The following is a 19,390-nucleotide window of genomic DNA, read 5'->3' as shown; positions in this document are numbered from 1 at the left end:
AGGGCRTTCTTTCGGATCAGGGAGCGGCGTCAGACGACGTCGACCTCAGACGTCGAGTCCGGGATCGTGATCAGTGCTCGACGACGCAGTGTTCCGCGGGGCGACCGTACCGACGGCGCCACGCGGAACTCGGCCTCCCACCGATCGGAGTGGATCCGGTTGAGCAGGTAGCCGCGTTGCGAGTTGCCGAACCGGACGTGGGGTGACGCTTCCTTGAGGCGGCGGTCGCCGTCGTCGCTGTCCTCCCCGTCCCCGCCGGAGGTGATCGACGTCGCGGCCAATTCGACGCCGCGCGTGAGCGATTCATCGGTGTAGGAGGTCCGGAGGTCGGCGACCACGCTGCGATGGATGTCGCCGGCGAGGGACACCAGATTGCGCACGCCCCGGTCGGCGGCGCCGCCGAGGATGCGGGAGCGCGAGGCCTCGTAGCCGCTCCACCCGTCCATGCTGACCGCCCGGGTCGAGCCGACGGTTCGGGCGAGGTCGGCCATCGGTACCTGCTGGGCGAGGACGTTCCACCGGTGCCGGGACGAGGCGAATCCGTCGAGCACCCATCGCTCCTGTTCGGCGCCGAGGATGGTGCGGGAGACGTCCGCGGTGCGCGCGTTCTGCCCGGTGTCGTTGTCCCCGTTGGCCTGATCGCTGCGGTGACTGCGGGTGTCGAGGAGGGTGAGGTCGACGAGATCGCCGAAACCGAGCCGCCGATGCGCGCGGATGACGGTTCCGTTCGGTCGGGCCGCCACCCGCACCGGCGTGTTCTCCCACCAGGCGCGCAGCGCGCGGGCGCGACGCAGCGCGAATGCGGTGAGTGGGGTCTGGTCCTCGGGAATCGCTGCGGCCCAGTTGTTGTCGACCTCGTGGTCGTCGAAGGTGATCACGAACGGCGCCATCGCGTGGGCGAGTTGGAGGTCGGGATCGGACTTGTACAGCGCGTAGCGCTCGCGGTAGTCGTCGAGGTCGACTGCTTCCCGTGTTGCCGAGAGAGGAAGCACCGCATCGGGTCTCGCACCACCATGAACCGGGATCGGCTTCTCGTAGATGTAGTCACCGAGGTGGAGCACCACGTCGGGCGCATGCGCCGCCAGGTCGGCGTAGGCATGGTAGTAGCCGTCGGACCAGTTCTGGCAGGACGCGACGGCGACCGTCATCTTCTCGACGCGTGCGAAAGGTGCTGGTGCCGTTCGGGTCCGGCCGATCGTCGAGACCTCGCCGAGCGCGCGGAACCGATAGAAGTAGTCGGCGGCGGGCGCGAGACCGCGGACATCGACGTGCACGCTGTGTCCCCATTCCGCGGTGGCGTGGACAGTACCCCGACGCACGATGCGGGTCATGGACTCGTCGGCGGCGATCTCCCAGTCGACCCGCACCGGGCGTGGTCCCATGCCGCCGCCGGGCGCGAACGGGTTGCGCGACAACCGCGTCCACAGCACAACGCCGTCGGGGAGGGGGTCGCCGGACGCCACCCCGAGTCCGAACACGCCGGCGGGGTGAGCCGATGTGGGTAGGGCCGGCGAGGTGCCGCCGAGGAGGCCGGGCGTGAACGCGAGACCGGCGACGAGTGCCGACCAGGTGAGGAAGCGGCGTCGGGAAGTGCCGCCGCGGAGCGTGAGGTCGGGATGACAACGGATGGTCGACGGTGTGAGAAGGGCCGGTGATGCGTCGGCCGGGTTTCCCCGCATGGCCTCAGCCGACCAGGATCACCTGACCTGGGCTCCACCTGCAGACGGCGGGGACATGATGCGGAGGTGAAGTCTCCGACGTCCCCGGATCGAGGTCCCCGCCGTCCGGCTACCGAGTCATCACGAGTTGATCGTCCCGCGCGCCCGGTTCCTGGTGTCGGTGTCGTCTTTCTTGCGCCGGGCGAGCATTCCGAGCACCGCGTCGACCACGAGGAACCCGAGGAGGCTGACTCCGAGCAACGGCACGAACCAGCCCACGACCGCGGCCACCACCACGATCGCGACCGTGCCGGCCACCGGCACCCGACGCAGTGCGCCTCGTGCCGGCGGGCGACCCATCGCGACAGCGCCGCCGCGCCGCGGGCGACGTTGCCACCACATCTGATAGCCGCGGACGATCAGCACGACGAGCRCCACCGCGAGAAGCAGGAGGGCGAGCTGGCTCACCCAGCCGAACAGGATGCCCATGTGCAGCGCGATACCCCAGGTGGTCAGCTTGGCGGCGAGCGGCCAGTCGGCGAACCGCAGTTCGTCGACGACTGCGCCGGTCGTGCCGTTCACGGTGACGGTGTCCTGGCCGAACTGCCAGGGCTGCCTGGTCTCGGCGACGGTGAAGGCGGTGTCCGCGTCGGTCGGGATGGACACCTTCACCTGGCCGTCCACACCGGCGGCCCGAGCGGTGCCCAGCACCCGGTCGAGCTGTGCGATCGGCTGGCCGGACGTTCCCGGAACGTGCTGCTCGTGGTCCGCGCCGCCGTGATCGCCGTGCCCGCTGTGATCACCGTGCCCGTCCGATCCGGACGTCGATCCGGACAGCGAGGTGTCGACCGTCGGGGTCGTCCAGCTCAGCGCCGTGCGCACATCGGAGACGTGCTCACCGGCGTACTTCGACCAAGTCAGACCGGTGGCCGACAAGAACACCAATCCCACGGCGATCCATGCGCCGATCACGCCGTGCCGGTTGCGGGTGCGGTTGCGTCCGGTCGCCGACCGGTCGAAGGCGACCAGGTCGGCGGCGCGTCGTTTCCGGCGCGCGCGATACGCGGAGATCCACAGCGCAAGGCCGGCCACGGCGATGACCCACAGCCAGGAGGCGGCGAGCTCGCTGTAGATCCGGCCGGGCTCGCCGAGATGGAGGTGACGGTGCAGTTCGCTGATCCAGGTGCGCATCGGCAACGCCGCGCTGCTGCCGTAGGACACCAGCTCTCCGGTCGACTTCAGGGTCACCGGATCGATGAACACGGCCTGGCGCTTCGACGCCCCGAGGGAGGGATCGTCGAACAGAACGCGGGTGGTGTCGCCGGGTTCGGCGGCCGGGCGCACCGCGGACAGGGTGAGGTCCGGCCGGAGCCGGGCCGCCGCCTCGACCTGTGCGGAGACCGGCCGCGCGTCGCCGGTGCTGTCGGTGGAGAGTTGATCGCGGTAGACGACCTGTTCCAGCGAAGGGGAGATCGCGTAGAGCCCGCCACTGACGGCGGCGATGATCAAGAAGGGCGCGATGAAGACGCCGGCGTAGAAGTGCAACCGGCGCAGCAGGGGTTGCCAGCTGTTCGGGGTCACCCGCCGGTCAGCGCCGTCTCGATCCGGTGGGGCGGCTGGTGGGGTGAGGTTGTCGTCGGATGTTTCGGGACGGGGGTCGGGCGGCCCGGTGGGTTCACCGGCGCGGGACAAGTTCGACAGGGACACGGGTGGGCCTCTCATGCGGAAGACGGCGCGCGGCATCGACCGCGGTCAGGCGGGATGGCAGACGCGCACCGACCGRCCCGTCGGGTGACGGGTCGGCGGAGTAGGGACTCAGCGCGTGAGGGCCGGGGGTCCGCGGGTGTCGAGAGCGGCGATGGCGCGCAGGCGGGGCCGCGCGTCGTCGTGGGTCGCCTGCGGGGCGCGCAGGATCGCGTCGTCAGTGGGCGGGTCGAGGACGGCCCGGATGAGTGCGACGACCGCGGTCAGGACGCTGAGCAGGGCGGGTTCGACGACGTGGATGGCGGCGGCGGTGAGCAGAGTCGCCACCGCGTGGACGAACAGCATGGTCCCGCTCGGCGCGTGTGCAAGCGCACTCACACCGGCGTGGTGCGCCGACGAGGCATCGAGCGCGGTGAGGGACACGTGTGCGAGCACCTGCCCGGCCGCGAGGAGCCCGATCGTGCCGAGCCACCCGGGACGACGACGGGCCGTCGCGCCGATCGCCCAGCCGAGTACGGTGCACGCCGCGATCATGAACACCAGAGATGAGGTGGCGGGGAGAGAACCGGCCGCGAGCCCGTGTGCGGCCACCGCGGTGCTCGCCGACAGCGCGCCGACGACCCCACCGCGAAGGCGGTGGAGGGCGCGCACGTCCGGGTTCACGCAAGGAGCATAGCGACGGCGGTCATGCCCGAACCGCGCGCGGTCAGCGAACGGGCAGGTCAGCCCAACACCAGGAGCCAGGCGGCGACGTAGTGCAGCAGGGCCGCGACTGCGGTGCAGGCGTGGAACACCTCGTGATGGCCGAAGGTGGCCGGCCAGGGGTCGGGCCAGCGTGCCGCGTAGAGGACGCCGCCGACGCTGTAGAAGACACCGCCGAGCGCGAGCAGGATCAGAACGGGCAGACCGGTCTCGCCGACGAGCGCCGGGGCGACGGCCACGATCACCCAGCCCAGCACGATGTAGAGGGTGACGCCGAGCCAGCGGGGTGCGCCGGGCCACGCGATCTTGAGGGTCCCACCGGCGGCTGCGCCGGCCCAGACGATGCCGAGGACCCACCAGCTGGTCGGCGAGGGAAGCCCGAGGGCGCAGAACGGAGTGTAGGTGCCGGCGATGAACAGGAAGATCATCGCGTGGTCGGCACGTTTCATCCGGGTCCGCGCGCGGGCGGTCTTCCACGGAATCCGGTGGTAGCCGGCACTGATCGCGAAGAGTCCGAGCACGGTGACCGCGTAGACGGCACACGGGACGACGGCGACGGGGTCGCCGACCGTGGCCGCGCCGATCACCAGGGCCAGCCCGGCGACCGCGGCCACATAGGCGGAGTAGTGGTGGATGACCCCGCGCAGCCGTGGGCGGACGTCGGCCGGCGGGTTCAGCAACGTGCTCACCGAACCTACGGTACCGTAACTTCGCGCGTCCACAGCGTCACCGGCAAGCCGCCATCCGACGCGTAAGGTGTCCTGCGTGACACGAGGCCGACACGACGCGGGAACGACGCGACGATGAAGCTCCTGCCGGACCGGCTTCGACGACCCGTTCTCTCCGTCTACGAACGGCGGCTCATCCAGCTCCTCGACACCGAGCGCCTGCCACGTCACGTGGCGATCATCTGCGACGGCAACCGGCGGTGGGCGCGTGAGGCGGGTTTCGAGGACGTCAGCCACGGACATCGCGTGGGTGCCCAGCGCATCGCGGACATGCTCGGTTGGTGCGCGGGCCTGGGTATCGAGGCCGTCACGATCTATTTGTTGTCGACCGAGAACCTCAACCGGTCGTCGGACGAGCTCGACGCACTCCTCGAGATCGTGCCGGACATCGTCGAAGAGATCTCCGCGCCCGAGGGCGAGTGGCGGATCCGCATCGTCGGCACCCTCGACGCACTGCCCGAGCCGGTGGCCGGACGTCTGCGGGCGGCCGCCGACCGCACCGCCGAACGGCAAGGGATGAACGTCAACGTCGCCGTCGGATACGGCGGGCGCCAGGAGATCGTGGACGCGGTTCGCGCACTCCTGGAGGAGAAGGTGACCGCCGGGGCGACTGCGGCCGAGATGGTGGATGCGGTCACCGTGGAGGCGATCGACGCCAATCTCTACACCAAGGGTCAGCCCGACCCGGATCTCGTGATCCGGACCTCCGGAGAGCAGCGGCTGTCGGGATTCCTGTTGTGGCAGAGCGCCTATTCGGAGATCTGGTTCACCGACGCCTACTGGCCGGAGTTCCGTCGGGTGGACTTCCTGCGCGCCTTGCGCGACTACTCCGCGCGGAGCCGGCGGTTCGGCAAGTGACTCCGCCGGTGTCGATCCGCGCCGGGTTCAGCGTGCGGCGGAGTCGGCCAGGAGCCCGGTCAATGCGGTGAGATCGGCGCCGAAGGTCGACGCCGCGGGAGTGCCGAAGCCGACGCCGATCCCGCCGGAGGGCAGCGGGTCGGCGTCGGGATGCCGGAACAGGGACTGTCCGGTCACCGCGATTCCGCGTTCGTAGGCCCGGTGGACGATGGTTCCCTCGTCGGCATGGTCGACGGGGATCAACGCGTGCAGTCCGGCGGCGATGCCGGGGAGTTCCAGTCCGATCCCGGTCAGGGCCGCCACCAACGCGTCGCGTCGGGTCCGGTAGGCCTGACGGCTGCGCCGGATGTGCCGGTCGTAGGCTCCGGAACCGATCAGCTCGGCCAGCGTGAGCTGGTCGACGATGCTCGCGTCGGCCTCACGGAACCCCTTGCCGCGCAACACCGGTTCGACCAGATGGGCGGGAGTGGCCAGCCAGCCCGCGCGTACCGCCGGCGACAGGCTCTTGCTCAACGAACCGGTGTGGACGACGACGTCGGGACCGAGCGCCTGCAACGCACCGACCGGTTCGCGGTCGTAGCGGAACTCGCCGTCGTAGTCGTCCTCCACGATGACCGCGCCGGTCCGCCGCGCCCAGTCGACGACCTGCATCCGGCGCGCCGGCGAAAGTGCGACACCGGTGGGGAACTGGTGGCTGGGGGTCAGCACGACCGCGGCCGCCCCGGTGCGTTCGAGCTCGTCGATCACCATGCCGTCGGCGTCGATGCGCACCGGTACGACCCGCGCGCCGCCGCGCTCGAGGGCGTGCCGGTGAAAGGGCAGACCGTGGCTCTCGACCGCGACGACACCACCGATCACCGTGCGCGCCAACAACTCCAGTGCCGACAGCACCGACGTCCCGAGAACGATCAGGTCCGGTGCGGTGCGGACACCCCGCGTGCGGGCCAGGTAACCGGTGAGGGCGTTCCGCAGCTCGAGGCGCCCGCGGGGGTGAGCCGGTCCGAAGGCGTCGTCGGGGGTCTCGGTCAGGGCGCGTCGGGTGGCGCGGATCCAGTCGTTGCGCGGGAACATCCCGGCGCAGGGTCGTCCCAGCGAGAAGTCGTGACGCAGGGCCGGCAAGGCGGTGGACGCACCGGAATCGTCGATGGCCGGTGGCCGTGCCGCACCGTCGGCGACCCGGGTGGCCGAGCCCTGGCGCGCGGTCAGCCACCCTTCCGCGATCAGTTCGGAGTAGACCGCCGACACGGTGCCGCGAGCGAGACCGAGGTCCGCGGCGAGGGATCGGTACGGCGGCAATGCGGTGCCCGCGGGCAGCCGGTTGTCGAGGATGGCCGAGCGCAGCGCCTCGGTGAGGGCCCGGCGCAGGGTGGCACCGCGCCCGCGGGCACCCGCGCCCGGATCGGGCTGCAGGTCGAGGAAAAGGTCCGCGCCCAGCCGCTCGGCCACTTCGGCCCAGGGATCCGCCGTCGAATTGACACGCTTTTCTGCCATTGGATTGGACCACTTTCTCGAGCTAATTGCGGCATAGCCTAAACCCACAACACAGAGCTGTCCGTCCTTGAGGAGGAACGAGATGAAGATCGTGGTCGTGGGTGCCAGCGGTGCGCTGGGAAGTCGGGTCGCCGACCTGCTCGTCGAGCGGGGCCACGAGGTGGTGCGCGCCAGCCGGGCGACCGGCGTCGACGCCTACACCGGAACGGGTCTGGCGGCGGCGTTCGACGGTGCCGACGCCGTCGTCGACTGCCTCAGTCTCCAGACGCTGAAGGCGAAGGAGGCGATCGACTTCTTCGAGACCACGGCGACCAAGATCGGCCGCACCGCGACGACGGCGGGCGTCGCGCACGTCGTCGTGGTGTCGATCGTCAACGCCGGCGATCCGGCGGTCAACGCCAAATTCGGTTACTACCAGGGCAAAGCGGCACAGGAGGCCGCCTACGGCGAGGTCGTCGACCCCGCGGCACTCACCATCCTGGCGTCGGTGCAGTGGTTCGAGCTCGCCGAGCAGATGATGTCGTCGATGGGGTTCGGTCCGATCGCCGCGGTGCCCAGGATGCGGTGCGCCCCGGCCGCTGTCGCCGACGTGGCCGTGGCGGTCGCCGACGTGGTGACCGCGGGGCCGACCGGAAAGCGGACGATCGAGGTGAGCGGACCGGTGGAGATGGACCTGGTCGATGTGGCGAAAGCGGTTGCTGCGCAGACCGGCTCACCACGATGGATATTCGGCGTCCGGTTCGGGGGGCCGGCGATCCGCGGGGGCGGACTCGTGCCCGCCGATCCCGACGTCGTCACGTCGACGACGCTCGACGGGTGGCTGGCCGGTCGCGAGAGTGCGAATGCCGGGGAACGGCGATGAGCGCCGCCGCCCGGCCCGCGACGAGAATGTGGATACCGCAGGACAATCTGTCCGTGTACAAGGCCCTCGTGGCGCTGCAGCGGGCATCGTCGGCCGGCGTTGACCCAGAACTCGCCGAACTGATCGTCATCCGGGCCTCGCAACTCAACGGGTGCGCCTACTGCCTGCACATGCACACCTCCGATGCCCTCGCCAAGGACATCGACCCGCACAAACTGATGCTGATCGCCGCGTGGCGGGAGGCCGGATCGGCGTTCACCCCGGCCGAACGGGCGGCGCTGGCTCTCACCGAGAGCGTCACGCTGATCGGCGAGAACGGTGTCCCCGACGACGTGTTCGATTCCGCACGAGCCCATTTCGACGCCGCCGCGATGGGTCAGCTGGTCGCGTCGATCGTGATGATCAACGCGTGGAACCGCATCGCGCTGGCCGGCGGGTACCCGGCCGGACTCGACGAACGCCGGGCCGCATCGTCGGTCAGAGCTTCCGCAGGCGCACCCGGTTGATGGAGTGGTCGTAGTCCTTGCGCAGCACCAGTGACGCCCGCGGCCGGGTGGGCAGGATGTTCTCGATCAGATTCGGACGGTTGATCGAGGTCCACAGATCCCGGGCCGCGGCGGTCGCCTGATCGTCGGTCAGCGACGCGTACGCGTGGAAGTGCGAGTCCGGGTTGGCGAACGAGGTGGTCCGCATCTGCAGGAAGCGCGAGATGTACCAGGATTCGATGTCGTCGATCTTGGCGTCGACGTAGATGGAGAAGTCGAACAGGTCCGAGACCATCAGCGTCGCTCCGGTCTGGAGCACGTTGAGGCCCTCGAGGATGAGGATGTCGGGCTGGCGCACATAGTGATAGACGTCGGGCACGATGTCGTAGGCGAGGTGCGAGTAGACCGGCGCGGCGACCTCCCGCGCACCCGACTTCACCTCGGTGACGAAGCGCAGCAGTGCCCGGCGGTCGTACGACTCGGGAAATCCCTTGCGGTGCAGAATGCCCCGACGCTGCATCTCCGCGGTGCGCAGCAGAAAACCGTCGGTGGTGATCAGGTCCACCTTCGGGTGGGACTCCCAGCGGGCGAGCAGGGCGGCGAGAACGCGGGCCGTCGTCGACTTCCCGACCGCCACACTGCCCGCGATCCCGATGACGAAGGGCACCTGCCGATTGGTCTGCCGCTCACCGAGGAAGGTCGAGGTCGCGGCGAACAACCGTTGCCGCGCAGCGACTTGCAGGTGGATCAGACGAGAGAGCGGCAGATACACGTCGGCGACCTCGTCGAGGTCGATCTGCTCACCGAGGCCGACGAGCTCGGCCAGTTCGTCTTCGTTGAGGACCAGGGGCATCGACTCGCGGAGTTCGCGCCACTGCCTCCGGTCGAGTTCCAGGTACAGACTGGGATCCCGATCGGTGGCGTTGCGGGCCATCAGGGCAGCTCCGCCGATGTCGGTTCCGCCGCTCCCGGAGTGATCATGCGTACAGCTTAGGGCGACGTGTGACAGCGTCGATCGGTAGCCTGCCGGTATGCCGTCCCCGACCGTCGCCGACACCGACCATGCCTCGGACCCGCTGGTGGCCGAGTACCTCCGCCTCGGCCTCGCTTTCGACCGCCTCGAACGGGGCTTCGTCGACGCCTACACCGGCGATCCCGCGCTGAAGGCGGAGGTCGAGAACGCGTCCGCACCCGATCCCGCCCGGCTCGCCGACCGCGCGCGCGGGCTGCTCGCCGACCTGCCCGGTGCTCTCGACGCGGCGCGCGCCGAGTTCATCGGCGCCCACCTGCGCGCGCTGGAGTGCTCGGCGCGCAAATTCGCCGGCGACGACGTCGGATTCGTCGACGAGGTCCGCGCCTACTTCGACGTCGACATCGCGATGGCCGATCCGGACCGGTATCGGCGGGCGCACGCCGACCTGGCGGAGGCCCTCGGCGTCCCGGGCGCCACCGGCGACGAGCTCCGCGACATCTACGCCGGGCATCGGCGTGCCGACGAGATCCCGCCCGAGCGGGTCGACGAGTGTGTCCGCGCGTTCAGCGGCGCGCTCCGCGAACGAGTTCGGTCCGCATATCCGTTGCCGGACAACGAGATCGTCGAGTTCGAGGTCGTCACCGACAAGCCGTGGTCGGGATTCAACTACTACCTCGGCAACTATCGCTCACGCGTCGCCATCAACGCCGATCTCACGCAGTACATGTCCTCCCTGCCCGCGCTCATCGCGCACGAGGCCTACCCCGGTCACCACACCGAGCACTGCCGTAAAGAGCAGTTGCTCGTCGGCGCGGGGCACGACGAGCAGTCGATCTTCCTGGTCAACACCCCGCAGTGCCTGATGGCCGAGGGCCTCGCCGACCACGCGCTGGCCGCGATCGTCGGTCCCGAGTGGGGAACGTGGGCACAGGAGATCTACGCCGACCTCGGACTCCGCTTCGACGCCGGGCGGGCGATGGGCGTCGGACGCGCCACCGCCGGGCTCCTCGGCGTTCGTCAGGACGCCGCGCTGCTGCTGCACGACCGCCACGCCGACGCCGACACCGTCGCCGAACATCTCCGGCGCTGGCTTCTCGCACCCGAGGAACGGGCCCGACAGATGCTGCGATTCCTCACCTCGCCGCTCTGGCGCGCGTACATCAGCACCTACGTCGAGGGATACCGATTGCTCGAGGCGTGGCTCGAGCAGGCCGACGACCGCGCGGCCGCCTTCGGACGCCTGCTCGACGAACCACTCATCCCGGCGAGTCTGCGGCGCGAACTGCTGTAGACACTCGGCCCGCTCGCTTCGCTCCCGGCGCCTGGTACCTAGAATCGGGGCATGACCGCGAACCCGTCATCCCTGAACTCGATGTCCCTGGCCGAGCTCGACCCCGACGTCGCCGCCGCCATGAACGGTGAACTCAGCCGGCAGCGGGACACCCTCGAGATGATCGCCTCGGAGAACTTCGTACCGCGCGCGGTGCTGCAGGCCCAGGGCAGCGTGCTGACCAACAAGTACGCCGAGGGTTACCCGGGGCGTCGCTACTACGGCGGGTGCGAGTACGTCGACGTCGTCGAGGACATCGCCCGCAACCGGGCGAAGGAATTGTTCGGTGCCGATTTCGCGAACGTGCAGCCGCACTCGGGTGCCCAGGCCAACGCCGCGGTGCTGCAGGCCCTGATGGAACCGGGGGAGACCATGCTCGGTCTCGACCTCGCACACGGCGGTCACCTCACCCACGGCATGCGCCTGAACTTCTCCGGCAAGCTCTACGAGAACGCCTTCTACGGCGTGAGCAAAGAGGACTTCCGCATCGACATGGACGAGGTGCGCAAGATCGCCCTCGACGTGAAACCGAAGGTCATCGTCGCCGGGTGGTCGGCCTACCCGCGCACGCTCGACTTCGAGGCCTTCCGCTCCGTCGCCGACGAGGTCGGCGCCCACCTCTGGGTCGACATGGCCCACTTCGCCGGTCTCGTCGCCGCCGGCCTGCATCCGTCGCCGGTCCCGCATGCCGACGTCGTGTCCTCGACCGTGCACAAGACCCTCGGCGGCCCGCGTTCGGGGATCATCCTGGCCAAGCAGGAGTGGGCCAAGAAGCTGAACTCGGCGGTGTTCCCCGGTCAGCAGGGCGGACCGCTCATGCACGCGATCGCCGGTAAGGCGGTGGCCCTGAAGATCGCCGCCACCGACGAATTCGCCGAGCGCCAGCGGCGCACCCTGTCCGGGGCGCGGATTCTCGCCGAACGCCTCAACGGCACGGATGTGGCCGGGGCCGGCGTCTCGGTCCTGACGGGCGGTACCGACGTCCACCTCGTGCTCGTCGATCTGCGCAACAGCGCACTCGACGGCCAGCAGGCCGAGGACCTGCTGCATCAGGTCGGCATCACCGTCAACCGCAATGCGGTGCCGTTCGATCCGCGGCCGCCGATGGTCACCTCGGGCCTGCGCATCGGCACCCCGGCACTGGCCACCCGCGGCTTCGGCGACGAACAGTTCACCGAGGTCGCCGACATCATCGCCACCGCGCTCGCGGCCGGCGACGCCGCCGACGTCTCGGCCCTGCGCGGTCGCGTGTCCAAGCTCGCCCTCGACTTCCCGCTCTACGACGGTCTCGAGGAGTGGGGCCTGATGAGCCGGATCTGACCTGGATTGCCTGTCCCGGCGGCGCGTCCGTATCCTTTCAGCGATGAACGCCCTCACTGAAGACGACCTGATCATCGCGCTCGAGAAGGCTCTTCCCGAGATCGCCGAAGACCACCAGTCGGCCGCGACGCCGTGGAATCCGCACGACTGGGTGCCGTGGGACGACGGACGCAACTTCGGGTTCCTCGGCGGAGCGGATTTCGATCCGTCGGAGGCCTTCCTGTCCGATGAGGCACGTGCGGGACTGCTCGCCCTCCTGCTGACCAAGGACAACCTGCCATCGTACCACCGGGTGCTGGCCAAGCACTTCCCGGCCTTCTCCGACTGGCGACAGCTCGTGGGCGTGTGGACCGCCGAGGACAACCGCCACGCGATCGTCCTGCGCGACTACCTCGTCGTCCGGCGCGCGATCGATCCGGTGGACGCCGAGGAGCGCCGTCGCATCCACGTCACGCAGGGGTATCGGCAGACGCCGGAGCAGGTCGAGCCACTCGGACCGCTCGACGTGCTCGCGCTGATGGCGGTCCACGAGAACCAGTGCGTCCACTTCATCAAGCGCCTGTCGGCGGTCGCCGGCGACGAGGCACTCGTGGAGATCCTGACGAAGATCTCCAACGACGACCAGGGCCAGGCCACCACCTTCGGCGCGTTCCTCAACGCCGGCATTGTCGCCGACCAGGACGCCACCGTCCTCGCCATCGACCGGGCGCTGGCCCTCGACGAGCCGATCGGCCACGACATCGCCGACTTCGACGCCGAGCGCGCACTCATCGCCGACTACGAGAACGCCGAGGTGAAGGCGGCCATCGCGGCGGCCCTGGCCGACGCGGTCAAGCTCGACACCGTCTCCGGTCTCGGTGAGGAGGCGGAGGCCGCGCGCACCCGCATCCTCGCCCGCACCGGCCGCTGACGACTCGCGCCCCAGTACGAACACGGCGCCACCGGGACGACGAAAGTCCTGGTGGCGCCGTGTTGCGTCTCCGGTGGAAACGATACGGCGGTTTACCCACAATTCACGCCGACACACCGGATTCCGGCGCGCCGCCAACGATTTTCGCGCGTACGTTGGCGAGTGACGGACCGCGGGGAAGCGGTTCGTTCGGGAGGTTCAATTCGTGGTTTGTGCGAGCAACGCGAGGGGGCCGGCCCCGGTCCTCGTCCACCTCGGCTGACACCGGGACAACGGACAACTGGACCGGCCGGTCGACCAACACTGGTTTGTGCGGGAGCCGCACGAACGTAGGAGCCCCACGTGACCACACGCACCTACGTCCTCGATACCTCCGTGCTGCTGTCCGATCCCTGGGCGGTCATGCGTTTCGCCGAACACCACGTCGTGCTGCCACTGGTGGTCATCAGCGAACTCGAGGGCAAACGTCACCACCACGAACTCGGCTGGTTCGCGCGTGAGGCGTTGCGCATGCTCGACGACATGCGACTCGAACACGGCCGGCTCGACCTGCCGCTCGAGATCGGCGACGAGGGCGGCACCCTCCAGGTGGAGCTCAACCACACCGACCCCGCTGTGCTGCCCGCCGGCTTCCGCACCGACTCGAACGACTCCCGGATCCTCGCCTGTGCACTGAACCTGCGCGCCGAGGGCAAGGACGTGACCCTGGTCTCGAAGGACACACCGCTGCGGGTGAAGGCCGGCGCGGTGGGCCTGGCCGCCGACGAGTACCACGCGCAGGATGTCGTGGTCTCGGGGTGGTCGGGCATGACCGAACTCGATGTCGCCACCGCCACGGTCGACACGCTGTTCGCCGAGGGCGTCGTCGACCTCGACGAGGCACGCGAACTGCCGTGTCACACCGGTATTCGGCTACTCAGCGCCACGTCGAGTGCCCTGGGCCGGGTGAACCCGGACAAGCGGGTGCAACTGGTCCGCGGCGACCGCGAGGCCTTCGGACTGCACGGACGGTCGGCCGAGCAGCGTGTCGCCCTCGACCTGCTCCTCGACGAGAGCGTGGGGATCGTCTCGCTCGGCGGCAAGGCCGGTACCGGGAAATCGGCGCTCGCGCTCTGTGCGGGACTGGAAGCGGTCCTGGAACGGCGTACCCAGCGGAAGGTCGTCGTGTTCCGCCCGCTGTACGCCGTGGGCGGACAACAGCTCGGCTATCTGCCCGGTAGTGAGTCCGACAAGATGGGTCCGTGGGCGCAGGCGGTCTTCGACACGCTGGAGGGGCTCGCGTCGCCGGAGGTCATCGACGAGGTCTTGAGCCGCGGCATGCTGGAGGTGCTGCCCCTGACGCACATCCGCGGGCGGTCGCTGCACGATTCGTTCGTCATCGTCGACGAGGCGCAGTCGCTGGAACGCAACGTGTTGCTCACCGTCCTGTCCCGCCTGGGGTCGGGATCTCGCGTGGTGCTGACACACGATGTCGCGCAACGTGACAATCTCCGCGTGGGCCGCCATGACGGCGTCGCCGCGGTCATCGAGAAGCTGAAGGGACACCCGCTCTTCGCGCACATCACGCTCACCCGCAGCGAGCGGTCGCCGATTGCCGCACTCGTGACCGAGATGCTCGAGGAGTTCGCGCCGTAGCGCCGGCGCCGACCTCTGGGTTCCAGTTACTCGGTGGCCGTGGGGATTTCGCCGCCGGATACTCGAAGGCCGCGTCGACTCCGGAAGGGAGTCGACGCGGCCCTCGTGTGTCAGATCAGGCGGTCGGCGGTTCGATCGGGGTGAAGTCGCGGAGCGAATTCAAGAGGTCGACGATGGCGGTGAGCAGTTCGACGTTCTCCAAGGATGTCATTGTTCTCCCTTAATCGAATGGCTATCCGTTTCGACGGCCGCCTCTATTCGACGCCGTCGTTCGCAACAGTAATGATCTGATAACAAACGCGCAAACAAAGTCCAAGAGAATTCGACCCATTTCTCAGATTAATTCGTCGAATGCGTTTTTGTACTGCATCTCGAATCATGGCAATTCTGTCTTTTCGTATCGAGAAATCGACCTCGACCGAGTGAATCCGGCTTCTGTCCATACGCTGACCGACTCGTCGCCGACACCCGATCCGAACCGCACCGTGACCAGGACGTGACTCATGGTCTCTTGCGCACTGTCAGACTGGCATGGTGCAGAAGTTACTGATGAGGCGAATGAGACTACTGGGACTGTTGGTGATCGCGGTGCTCGCCGCGGTTGTCGGCGGCGCCGGGCAGTCGGTCGCCGCCCCAGAGACAACTACACCCGAGACATCCACGCCGGGGACGTCCACCACGCCTAGTCCGGGAACGACGCCCGGGTCGGGCATGCCGCTGCTCGACGGCATTCTCGACCAGCTCGCCGGTGGGACCGGGTCGGACGACGGCACCGGCGGTGCCGGTGTACCCGGGGCGGGTGGGCCGACGAGCCAGATGATCGTCGTGACCGCGCCGAAGGCGTCCGACACCACCGCCACCCTGACGGCCTTCGACCGGGGCGCCGACGGCAGTTGGAAACCCGTCATCGGCCCGACGGAGGCCTACCTCGGATCGCTGGGCATGGGCGAGCCGAAGGACAACGTCCACCGGACCCCGCAGGGCACCTTCCCGCTCGACCAGGCCTTCGGCCGTGCGGAGAATCCCGGGACCAAGATGCCTTATCGCAAGGTCGACCAGCAGGACTGGTGGGACTCGAACATGAAGTCGCCGACCTACAACACGCACGTGCGTCAGCCGCAGAGCCCCGGCGGAGACAGTGAGAACCTCTACAACTCCGGACCGGTCTACGACTACGCGGTCAACATCGCGCACAACCCGCAACGCACCCCGGGGCGGGCGTCGGCGATGTTCCTCCACGTGACGAACGGTGAACCGACCATGGGTTGTGTCGCGATCGAACGCGAGCTGATGAAACAGATCCTCGTGTGGCTTGATCCGGCCAAGAATCCGAAGATCACCATCGGTGTCAACCAGGGTGCACCCGCGGGCGACGCGCCCGGAGCAACCCCTCAAACCGCTCCGGGCACGACGCCTGGGACGACGCCTCCCACCACCTCGGGTGTTCCGGGTGCCGACGTCCTGACCGGTCTGCTCTCGCAGCTCGTCGGCGTGGTTCCGGCCCTCTTCGGGCTCGGCGGTCAGGCGGGCTGATCGGTCCGGTCGGGCCGGCCTCGAACGTCGGACAAACTCATCCGGGCACATCGGCAGCCAGGGCACCACGTGGCCTCGGTGCTGATGTGCCACCCGTTGACCCGGGCGAGATCGTCCAGATCGGACTGGCGGAGCGGCGTACGGATCGCGAACGCGCGTCCGCAACTGCCGCAGTGCCGGTCGGAGGGGGAAGTCCCGGTTTCCACGAATGCGGAAACAACTGTCATCTCGATGGACCTTCTCTGTCACTTGTTCGAGCGTCGGGCCGCACTCCTCCGAGAGCCCTCCCAGTCGGACGAGCGACCATTTCAGTGTCAGCTTATGTGATGTAGATCTCAAGAGTCGAATGACACATCGTTCGATCGACCCCACGCGTGGCGCTTCAGCGTCGTCGGTCGCGATTCGCGGTCTTCGCCGCGTACACCGCCGCCTGGGTCCGACGCTCCATGCCGAGCCTGCCGAGCAGTCGCGAGACGTAGTTCTTGACGGTCTTCTCGGCGAGATGCATCCGCGCGGCGATCTGCCTGTTGGTCAGGCCCTCGCCGAGTAGGGCCAGCAGCGTCCGATCCTGCTCGCTGAGTCCGTCGTCCGCCGGTTCCGCGGCGTCCTGCCGGGCGCGTAACCGATCCATCAACGCCGCCGCGGCGCGATTGTCGAGCAGAGACCGGCCGGCGCCCACCTCGGCGATCGCCCGCGCCAGTTCCATCCCGGTGATGTCCTTGATCACGTATCCGCTGGCGCCGGCCAGGATGGCGTCCATCATCGCCTCGTCGTCGGTCAGTGAGGTCAGCATGAGGCAACGCAGGCCGTCCACTCTGCTGAGAAGCTCACGGCACAATTCGATGCCGTTGCCGTCCGGAAGCCGGACGTCGAGTACGGCGACATCCGGAGACACCGCGGGAATGCGCGCGAGCGCCTGCGCGACGGTGGCGGCCTCGCCGACGACCTCCACCTCGGAAACGGAGTCGAGCAACTCGACGAGTCCCCGTCGGACGATTTCGTGGTCGTCCACCAGGAAAACCCTGATCATGCCGTCTCCCTCCGGATCGGACACCTGAATCGGATTGTAGGACGGGCCGGACGAATTCGACGAATGTGTGCAGGTCTAACCAAATGTCATCGCTCGTGTCCCAACCCGAGCGAAACCGCGTTCGAACCCGAAGTGCAGCACCCGGAAATGAACCTGACTATGATCCGGTACATGGTTTCCGAATTCTCGGAACTGGATCCGAGATCGCTCGAATTGCAGAAAGCGCTGTCGCAGATGCGTTTGCGCGAACTGCTCGACGAGGTCTCCGAACGGATCAGCCAGATCGCCGACGTACGCGATCAGACCGACGGGCTCCTGCAGGCGATGCTGGTCGTCAGTTCCGGACTCGATCTGGAAACCACTCTCGAATCGATCGTGGCGTCGGCGATCCGTCTCGTCGACGCCGAGTACGGGGCGCTGGGCGTGCTCGGGAGCGGGCATCACCTGTCCGCGTTCCTCTCCCAGGGCATCGACGCCGAGACCCGGGTACTGATCGGCGACCTGCCCACCGGTGGCGGCGTCCTCGGTCAGCTCATCGACCAGCCCGAGCTCCTGCGGTTGTCCGACCTGTCCGAGCACCCCGAATCGGTGGGTTTCCCCGCCAACCACCCGCCGATGACGAGTTTCCTGGGCACGCCGATCCGGGTCCGCGACGAGGTCTTCGGCAATCTCTATCTGACCGAGAAGAGGAACGGCGGCGTCTTCACCGAGGACGACGAGGTGGTCATCCAGGCACTGGCCTCGGCTGCCGGGATCGCGATCGACAACGCCCGGCTCTACGCGCAGGCGCAGAACCAGCTGGCCTGGATCGAGGCCAACCGCGACGTGATGACCGAATTGCTGACCGGCGCCGATCATCAAGACGTCCTCGAGCAGATCGCGCGGAAGGTGCTGACCCTGGCCGATGCCGACCTGGTCTTCATCGCCGAGCCCCACGACACCGAGGAGCCTGTGGAGCTCATCGACGAACTGGTGATCACGGTCGCCGAGGGAGAAGACGGACAAGTCTTCCGCGGCCAGAGCATCCCCATCACCGGGTCCACCTCGGGGACGGCGTTCGTCCAGCGCCGGCCCGTGCTCCGGAATCACCTGGAATACGACGTCGGCGATTCGACGCGCTACGGGCCGGTCATGGCCGCCCCGCTGCGCACCGTCGATTCCACACGGGGAGTGCTGATCGCCATGCGGGCCGACGGGCGGGAGCCGTTCGCCCGGGATCTGCTGGGACTGAGCGCGGACTTCGCCGACCAGGCCGCACTCGCGATGCAGTTGGCCACCGCGACGATGCAGGCCCACCACATGCGCGTGCTCGAAGACCGCGAGCGTATCGCGCGCGACCTCCACGATCACGTGATCCAGCGGATCTTCGCCGAGGGGCTCAGCCTGCAGGCAACGCTACAGCGCACCCACTCACCCGATATCCGCTCGCGGCTCACCCGCTCGATCAACAACCTCCAGGACATCGTCCAGGAGGTGCGCTCGACCATCTTCGACCTGCAGACGGAGGACATGACCGTCACTCGGTTGCGCCAGCGTGTGCAGGAGGTCATCGACCAGCAGATCGACGACCTGCCGATCCAGATGCACGTGCGGACCTCGGGTCCGCTGTCCGTGGTCGATCGCCCGTTGGCCGAGAACGTCGTCGCGGTGATACGCGAGGCGGTCAGCAACGTCGTGAAGCACGCCCGGGCCACGACGGTGACGGTGTCGATCACGGTCGCCGACGAGCTGGTCGTCGAGGTCATCGACAACGGCATCGGGCTGCCGGCGGACGTGACTCCGAGCGGTCTGGCCAACCTCGCGCTCCGGGCCGAGAAGGCCGGCGGGGCGTTCACGACGACCACGCCGCTGGGCGGCGGTCTCGCGCTGCGGTGGTCGGCGCAGCTCTAGTGGTGTGCCTCGGAAATAGGTGGCCGGTATCCGGTGGAGCGATCGGTGGCCTGGCAAGGCGGAGGAGGGAGGGATAGCGGAGCTATCTCGACCGACGACAACGCAGCCAGGCGCCGATCGAGCGCCGGAGACCAGTCGCTTATTTCCGAGACACACCACTAGGGGGTGTCCGCTTCGGCCGGTAGTCGCCATGCCGACATGCGCTCGGTCAGCCAGGCGACCGTTTGGAGTCCGGTGAGCACTCCGAAGAGCACGAGCAGCCACACGGACAATCCGATGAC

General features: G+C 68.4%; 16 protein-coding genes. 9 read left to right on the top strand and 7 right to left on the bottom strand.

Features of this window, described 5'->3' with window-relative positions:
- Window positions 1-29 precede the first annotated feature (29 nt).
- The 4 genes from A9310_RS06805 to A9310_RS06790 form a co-directional block, all read right to left on the bottom strand.
- Window positions 30-1,679, bottom strand: a complete 1,650-nt coding sequence (locus A9310_RS06805; protein WP_065629935.1) for an alkaline phosphatase — start codon at window positions 1,677-1,679, stop codon at window positions 30-32.
- 120 nt (window positions 1,680-1,799) lie between these two features.
- The gene (locus A9310_RS06800; protein ID WP_083207282.1) at window positions 1,800-3,380 is read right to left on the bottom strand and encodes a PepSY domain-containing protein; all 1,581 of its coding nucleotides are present in this window, start codon (window positions 3,378-3,380) and stop codon (window positions 1,800-1,802) included.
- Between the two features lie 93 nt (window positions 3,381-3,473).
- Window positions 3,474-4,025, bottom strand: a complete 552-nt coding sequence (locus A9310_RS06795; RefSeq protein WP_254661188.1) for a hypothetical protein — start codon at window positions 4,023-4,025, stop codon at window positions 3,474-3,476.
- Window positions 4,026-4,084: 59 nt separating this feature from the next.
- Window positions 4,085-4,753, bottom strand: coding sequence for a hemolysin III family protein (locus tag A9310_RS06790; protein ID WP_065629962.1), 669 nt, complete (start codon window positions 4,751-4,753; stop codon window positions 4,085-4,087).
- Window positions 4,754-4,867: 114 nt separating this feature from the next.
- Between A9310_RS06790 and A9310_RS06785 the strand changes: the two genes are divergently transcribed.
- A complete protein-coding gene (locus A9310_RS06785) occupies window positions 4,868-5,650 on the top strand; it encodes an isoprenyl transferase (protein ID WP_065629933.1) in 783 nt (260 codons plus the stop codon).
- A 27-nt stretch (window positions 5,651-5,677) separates the two neighbouring features.
- On the opposite strand, the gene A9310_RS06780 is transcribed toward A9310_RS06785, so the two are convergent.
- Window positions 5,678-7,141: a PLP-dependent aminotransferase family protein gene (locus A9310_RS06780; RefSeq protein WP_065629932.1), complete on the bottom strand. Its 1,464-nt coding sequence runs from the start codon at window positions 7,139-7,141 to the stop codon at window positions 5,678-5,680.
- Between the two features lie 82 nt (window positions 7,142-7,223).
- Between A9310_RS06780 and A9310_RS06775 the strand changes: the two genes are divergently transcribed.
- Both A9310_RS06775 and A9310_RS06770 read left to right on the top strand, forming a co-directional pair.
- On the top strand, window positions 7,224-8,003 hold the full coding sequence (locus A9310_RS06775) for an SDR family oxidoreductase (RefSeq protein ID WP_065629931.1): 780 nt from the start codon (window positions 7,224-7,226) through the stop codon (window positions 8,001-8,003).
- Window positions 8,000-8,509: a carboxymuconolactone decarboxylase family protein gene (locus tag A9310_RS06770; protein WP_065629930.1), complete on the top strand. Its 510-nt coding sequence runs from the start codon at window positions 8,000-8,002 to the stop codon at window positions 8,507-8,509. Before A9310_RS06775 ends, A9310_RS06770 begins: the two co-directional genes overlap by 4 nt.
- On the opposite strand, the gene coaA is transcribed toward A9310_RS06770, so the two are convergent.
- Window positions 8,481-9,422 (bottom strand): type I pantothenate kinase, encoded by a 942-nt coding sequence (gene coaA, locus A9310_RS06765; RefSeq protein ID WP_058250729.1) that lies wholly within the window; start codon window positions 9,420-9,422, stop codon window positions 8,481-8,483. The genes A9310_RS06770 and coaA overlap by 29 nt on opposite strands.
- Window positions 9,423-9,519: 97 nt before the next feature.
- Between coaA and A9310_RS06760 the strand changes: the two genes are divergently transcribed.
- From A9310_RS06760 to A9310_RS06740, 5 genes are all read left to right on the top strand, one after another.
- Complete coding sequence (locus A9310_RS06760; protein ID WP_065629929.1) at window positions 9,520-10,752, top strand: DUF885 domain-containing protein; 1,233 nt, start codon at window positions 9,520-9,522, stop codon at window positions 10,750-10,752.
- Between the two features lie 51 nt (window positions 10,753-10,803).
- The gene (gene glyA, locus A9310_RS06755; protein ID WP_065629928.1) at window positions 10,804-12,111 is read left to right on the top strand and encodes a serine hydroxymethyltransferase; all 1,308 of its coding nucleotides are present in this window, start codon (window positions 10,804-10,806) and stop codon (window positions 12,109-12,111) included.
- A gap of 43 nt (window positions 12,112-12,154) precedes the next feature.
- The gene (locus A9310_RS06750; protein ID WP_065629927.1) at window positions 12,155-13,021 is read left to right on the top strand and encodes an acyl-ACP desaturase; all 867 of its coding nucleotides are present in this window, start codon (window positions 12,155-12,157) and stop codon (window positions 13,019-13,021) included.
- A gap of 342 nt (window positions 13,022-13,363) precedes the next feature.
- On the top strand, window positions 13,364-14,656 hold the full coding sequence (locus tag A9310_RS06745; protein ID WP_065629926.1) for a PhoH family protein: 1,293 nt from the start codon (window positions 13,364-13,366) through the stop codon (window positions 14,654-14,656).
- Window positions 14,657-15,214: 558 nt separating this feature from the next.
- Window positions 15,215-16,189: a L,D-transpeptidase gene (locus tag A9310_RS06740; protein ID WP_065629925.1), complete on the top strand. Its 975-nt coding sequence runs from the start codon at window positions 15,215-15,217 to the stop codon at window positions 16,187-16,189.
- Window positions 16,190-16,571: 382 nt separating this feature from the next.
- Here the strand turns inward: A9310_RS06740 and A9310_RS06735 are convergent, their stop codons facing one another.
- Window positions 16,572-17,219 carry a response regulator transcription factor gene (locus A9310_RS06735; RefSeq protein WP_065629961.1) on the bottom strand — a complete coding sequence of 216 codons (648 nt, stop codon included), beginning with the start codon at window positions 17,217-17,219 and terminating at the stop codon, window positions 16,572-16,574.
- 171 nt (window positions 17,220-17,390) lie between these two features.
- On the opposite strand from A9310_RS06735, the gene A9310_RS06730 reads away from it, so the two are divergent.
- Entirely contained in the window at window positions 17,391-19,109 is a 1,719-nt protein-coding gene (locus A9310_RS06730; RefSeq protein WP_065629960.1) for a GAF domain-containing sensor histidine kinase, read from the top strand.
- Window positions 19,110-19,390 lie beyond the last annotated feature (281 nt).

Origin of the sequence: Gordonia sp. UCD-TK1, from assembly GCF_001691435.1 — a bacterium.
GTDB lineage: Bacteria > Actinomycetota > Actinomycetes > Mycobacteriales > Mycobacteriaceae > Gordonia > Gordonia hongkongensis.
The sequence above is the reverse complement of the archived record's forward strand: the minus strand, read 5'-3'. Positions and strand labels throughout refer to the sequence as shown.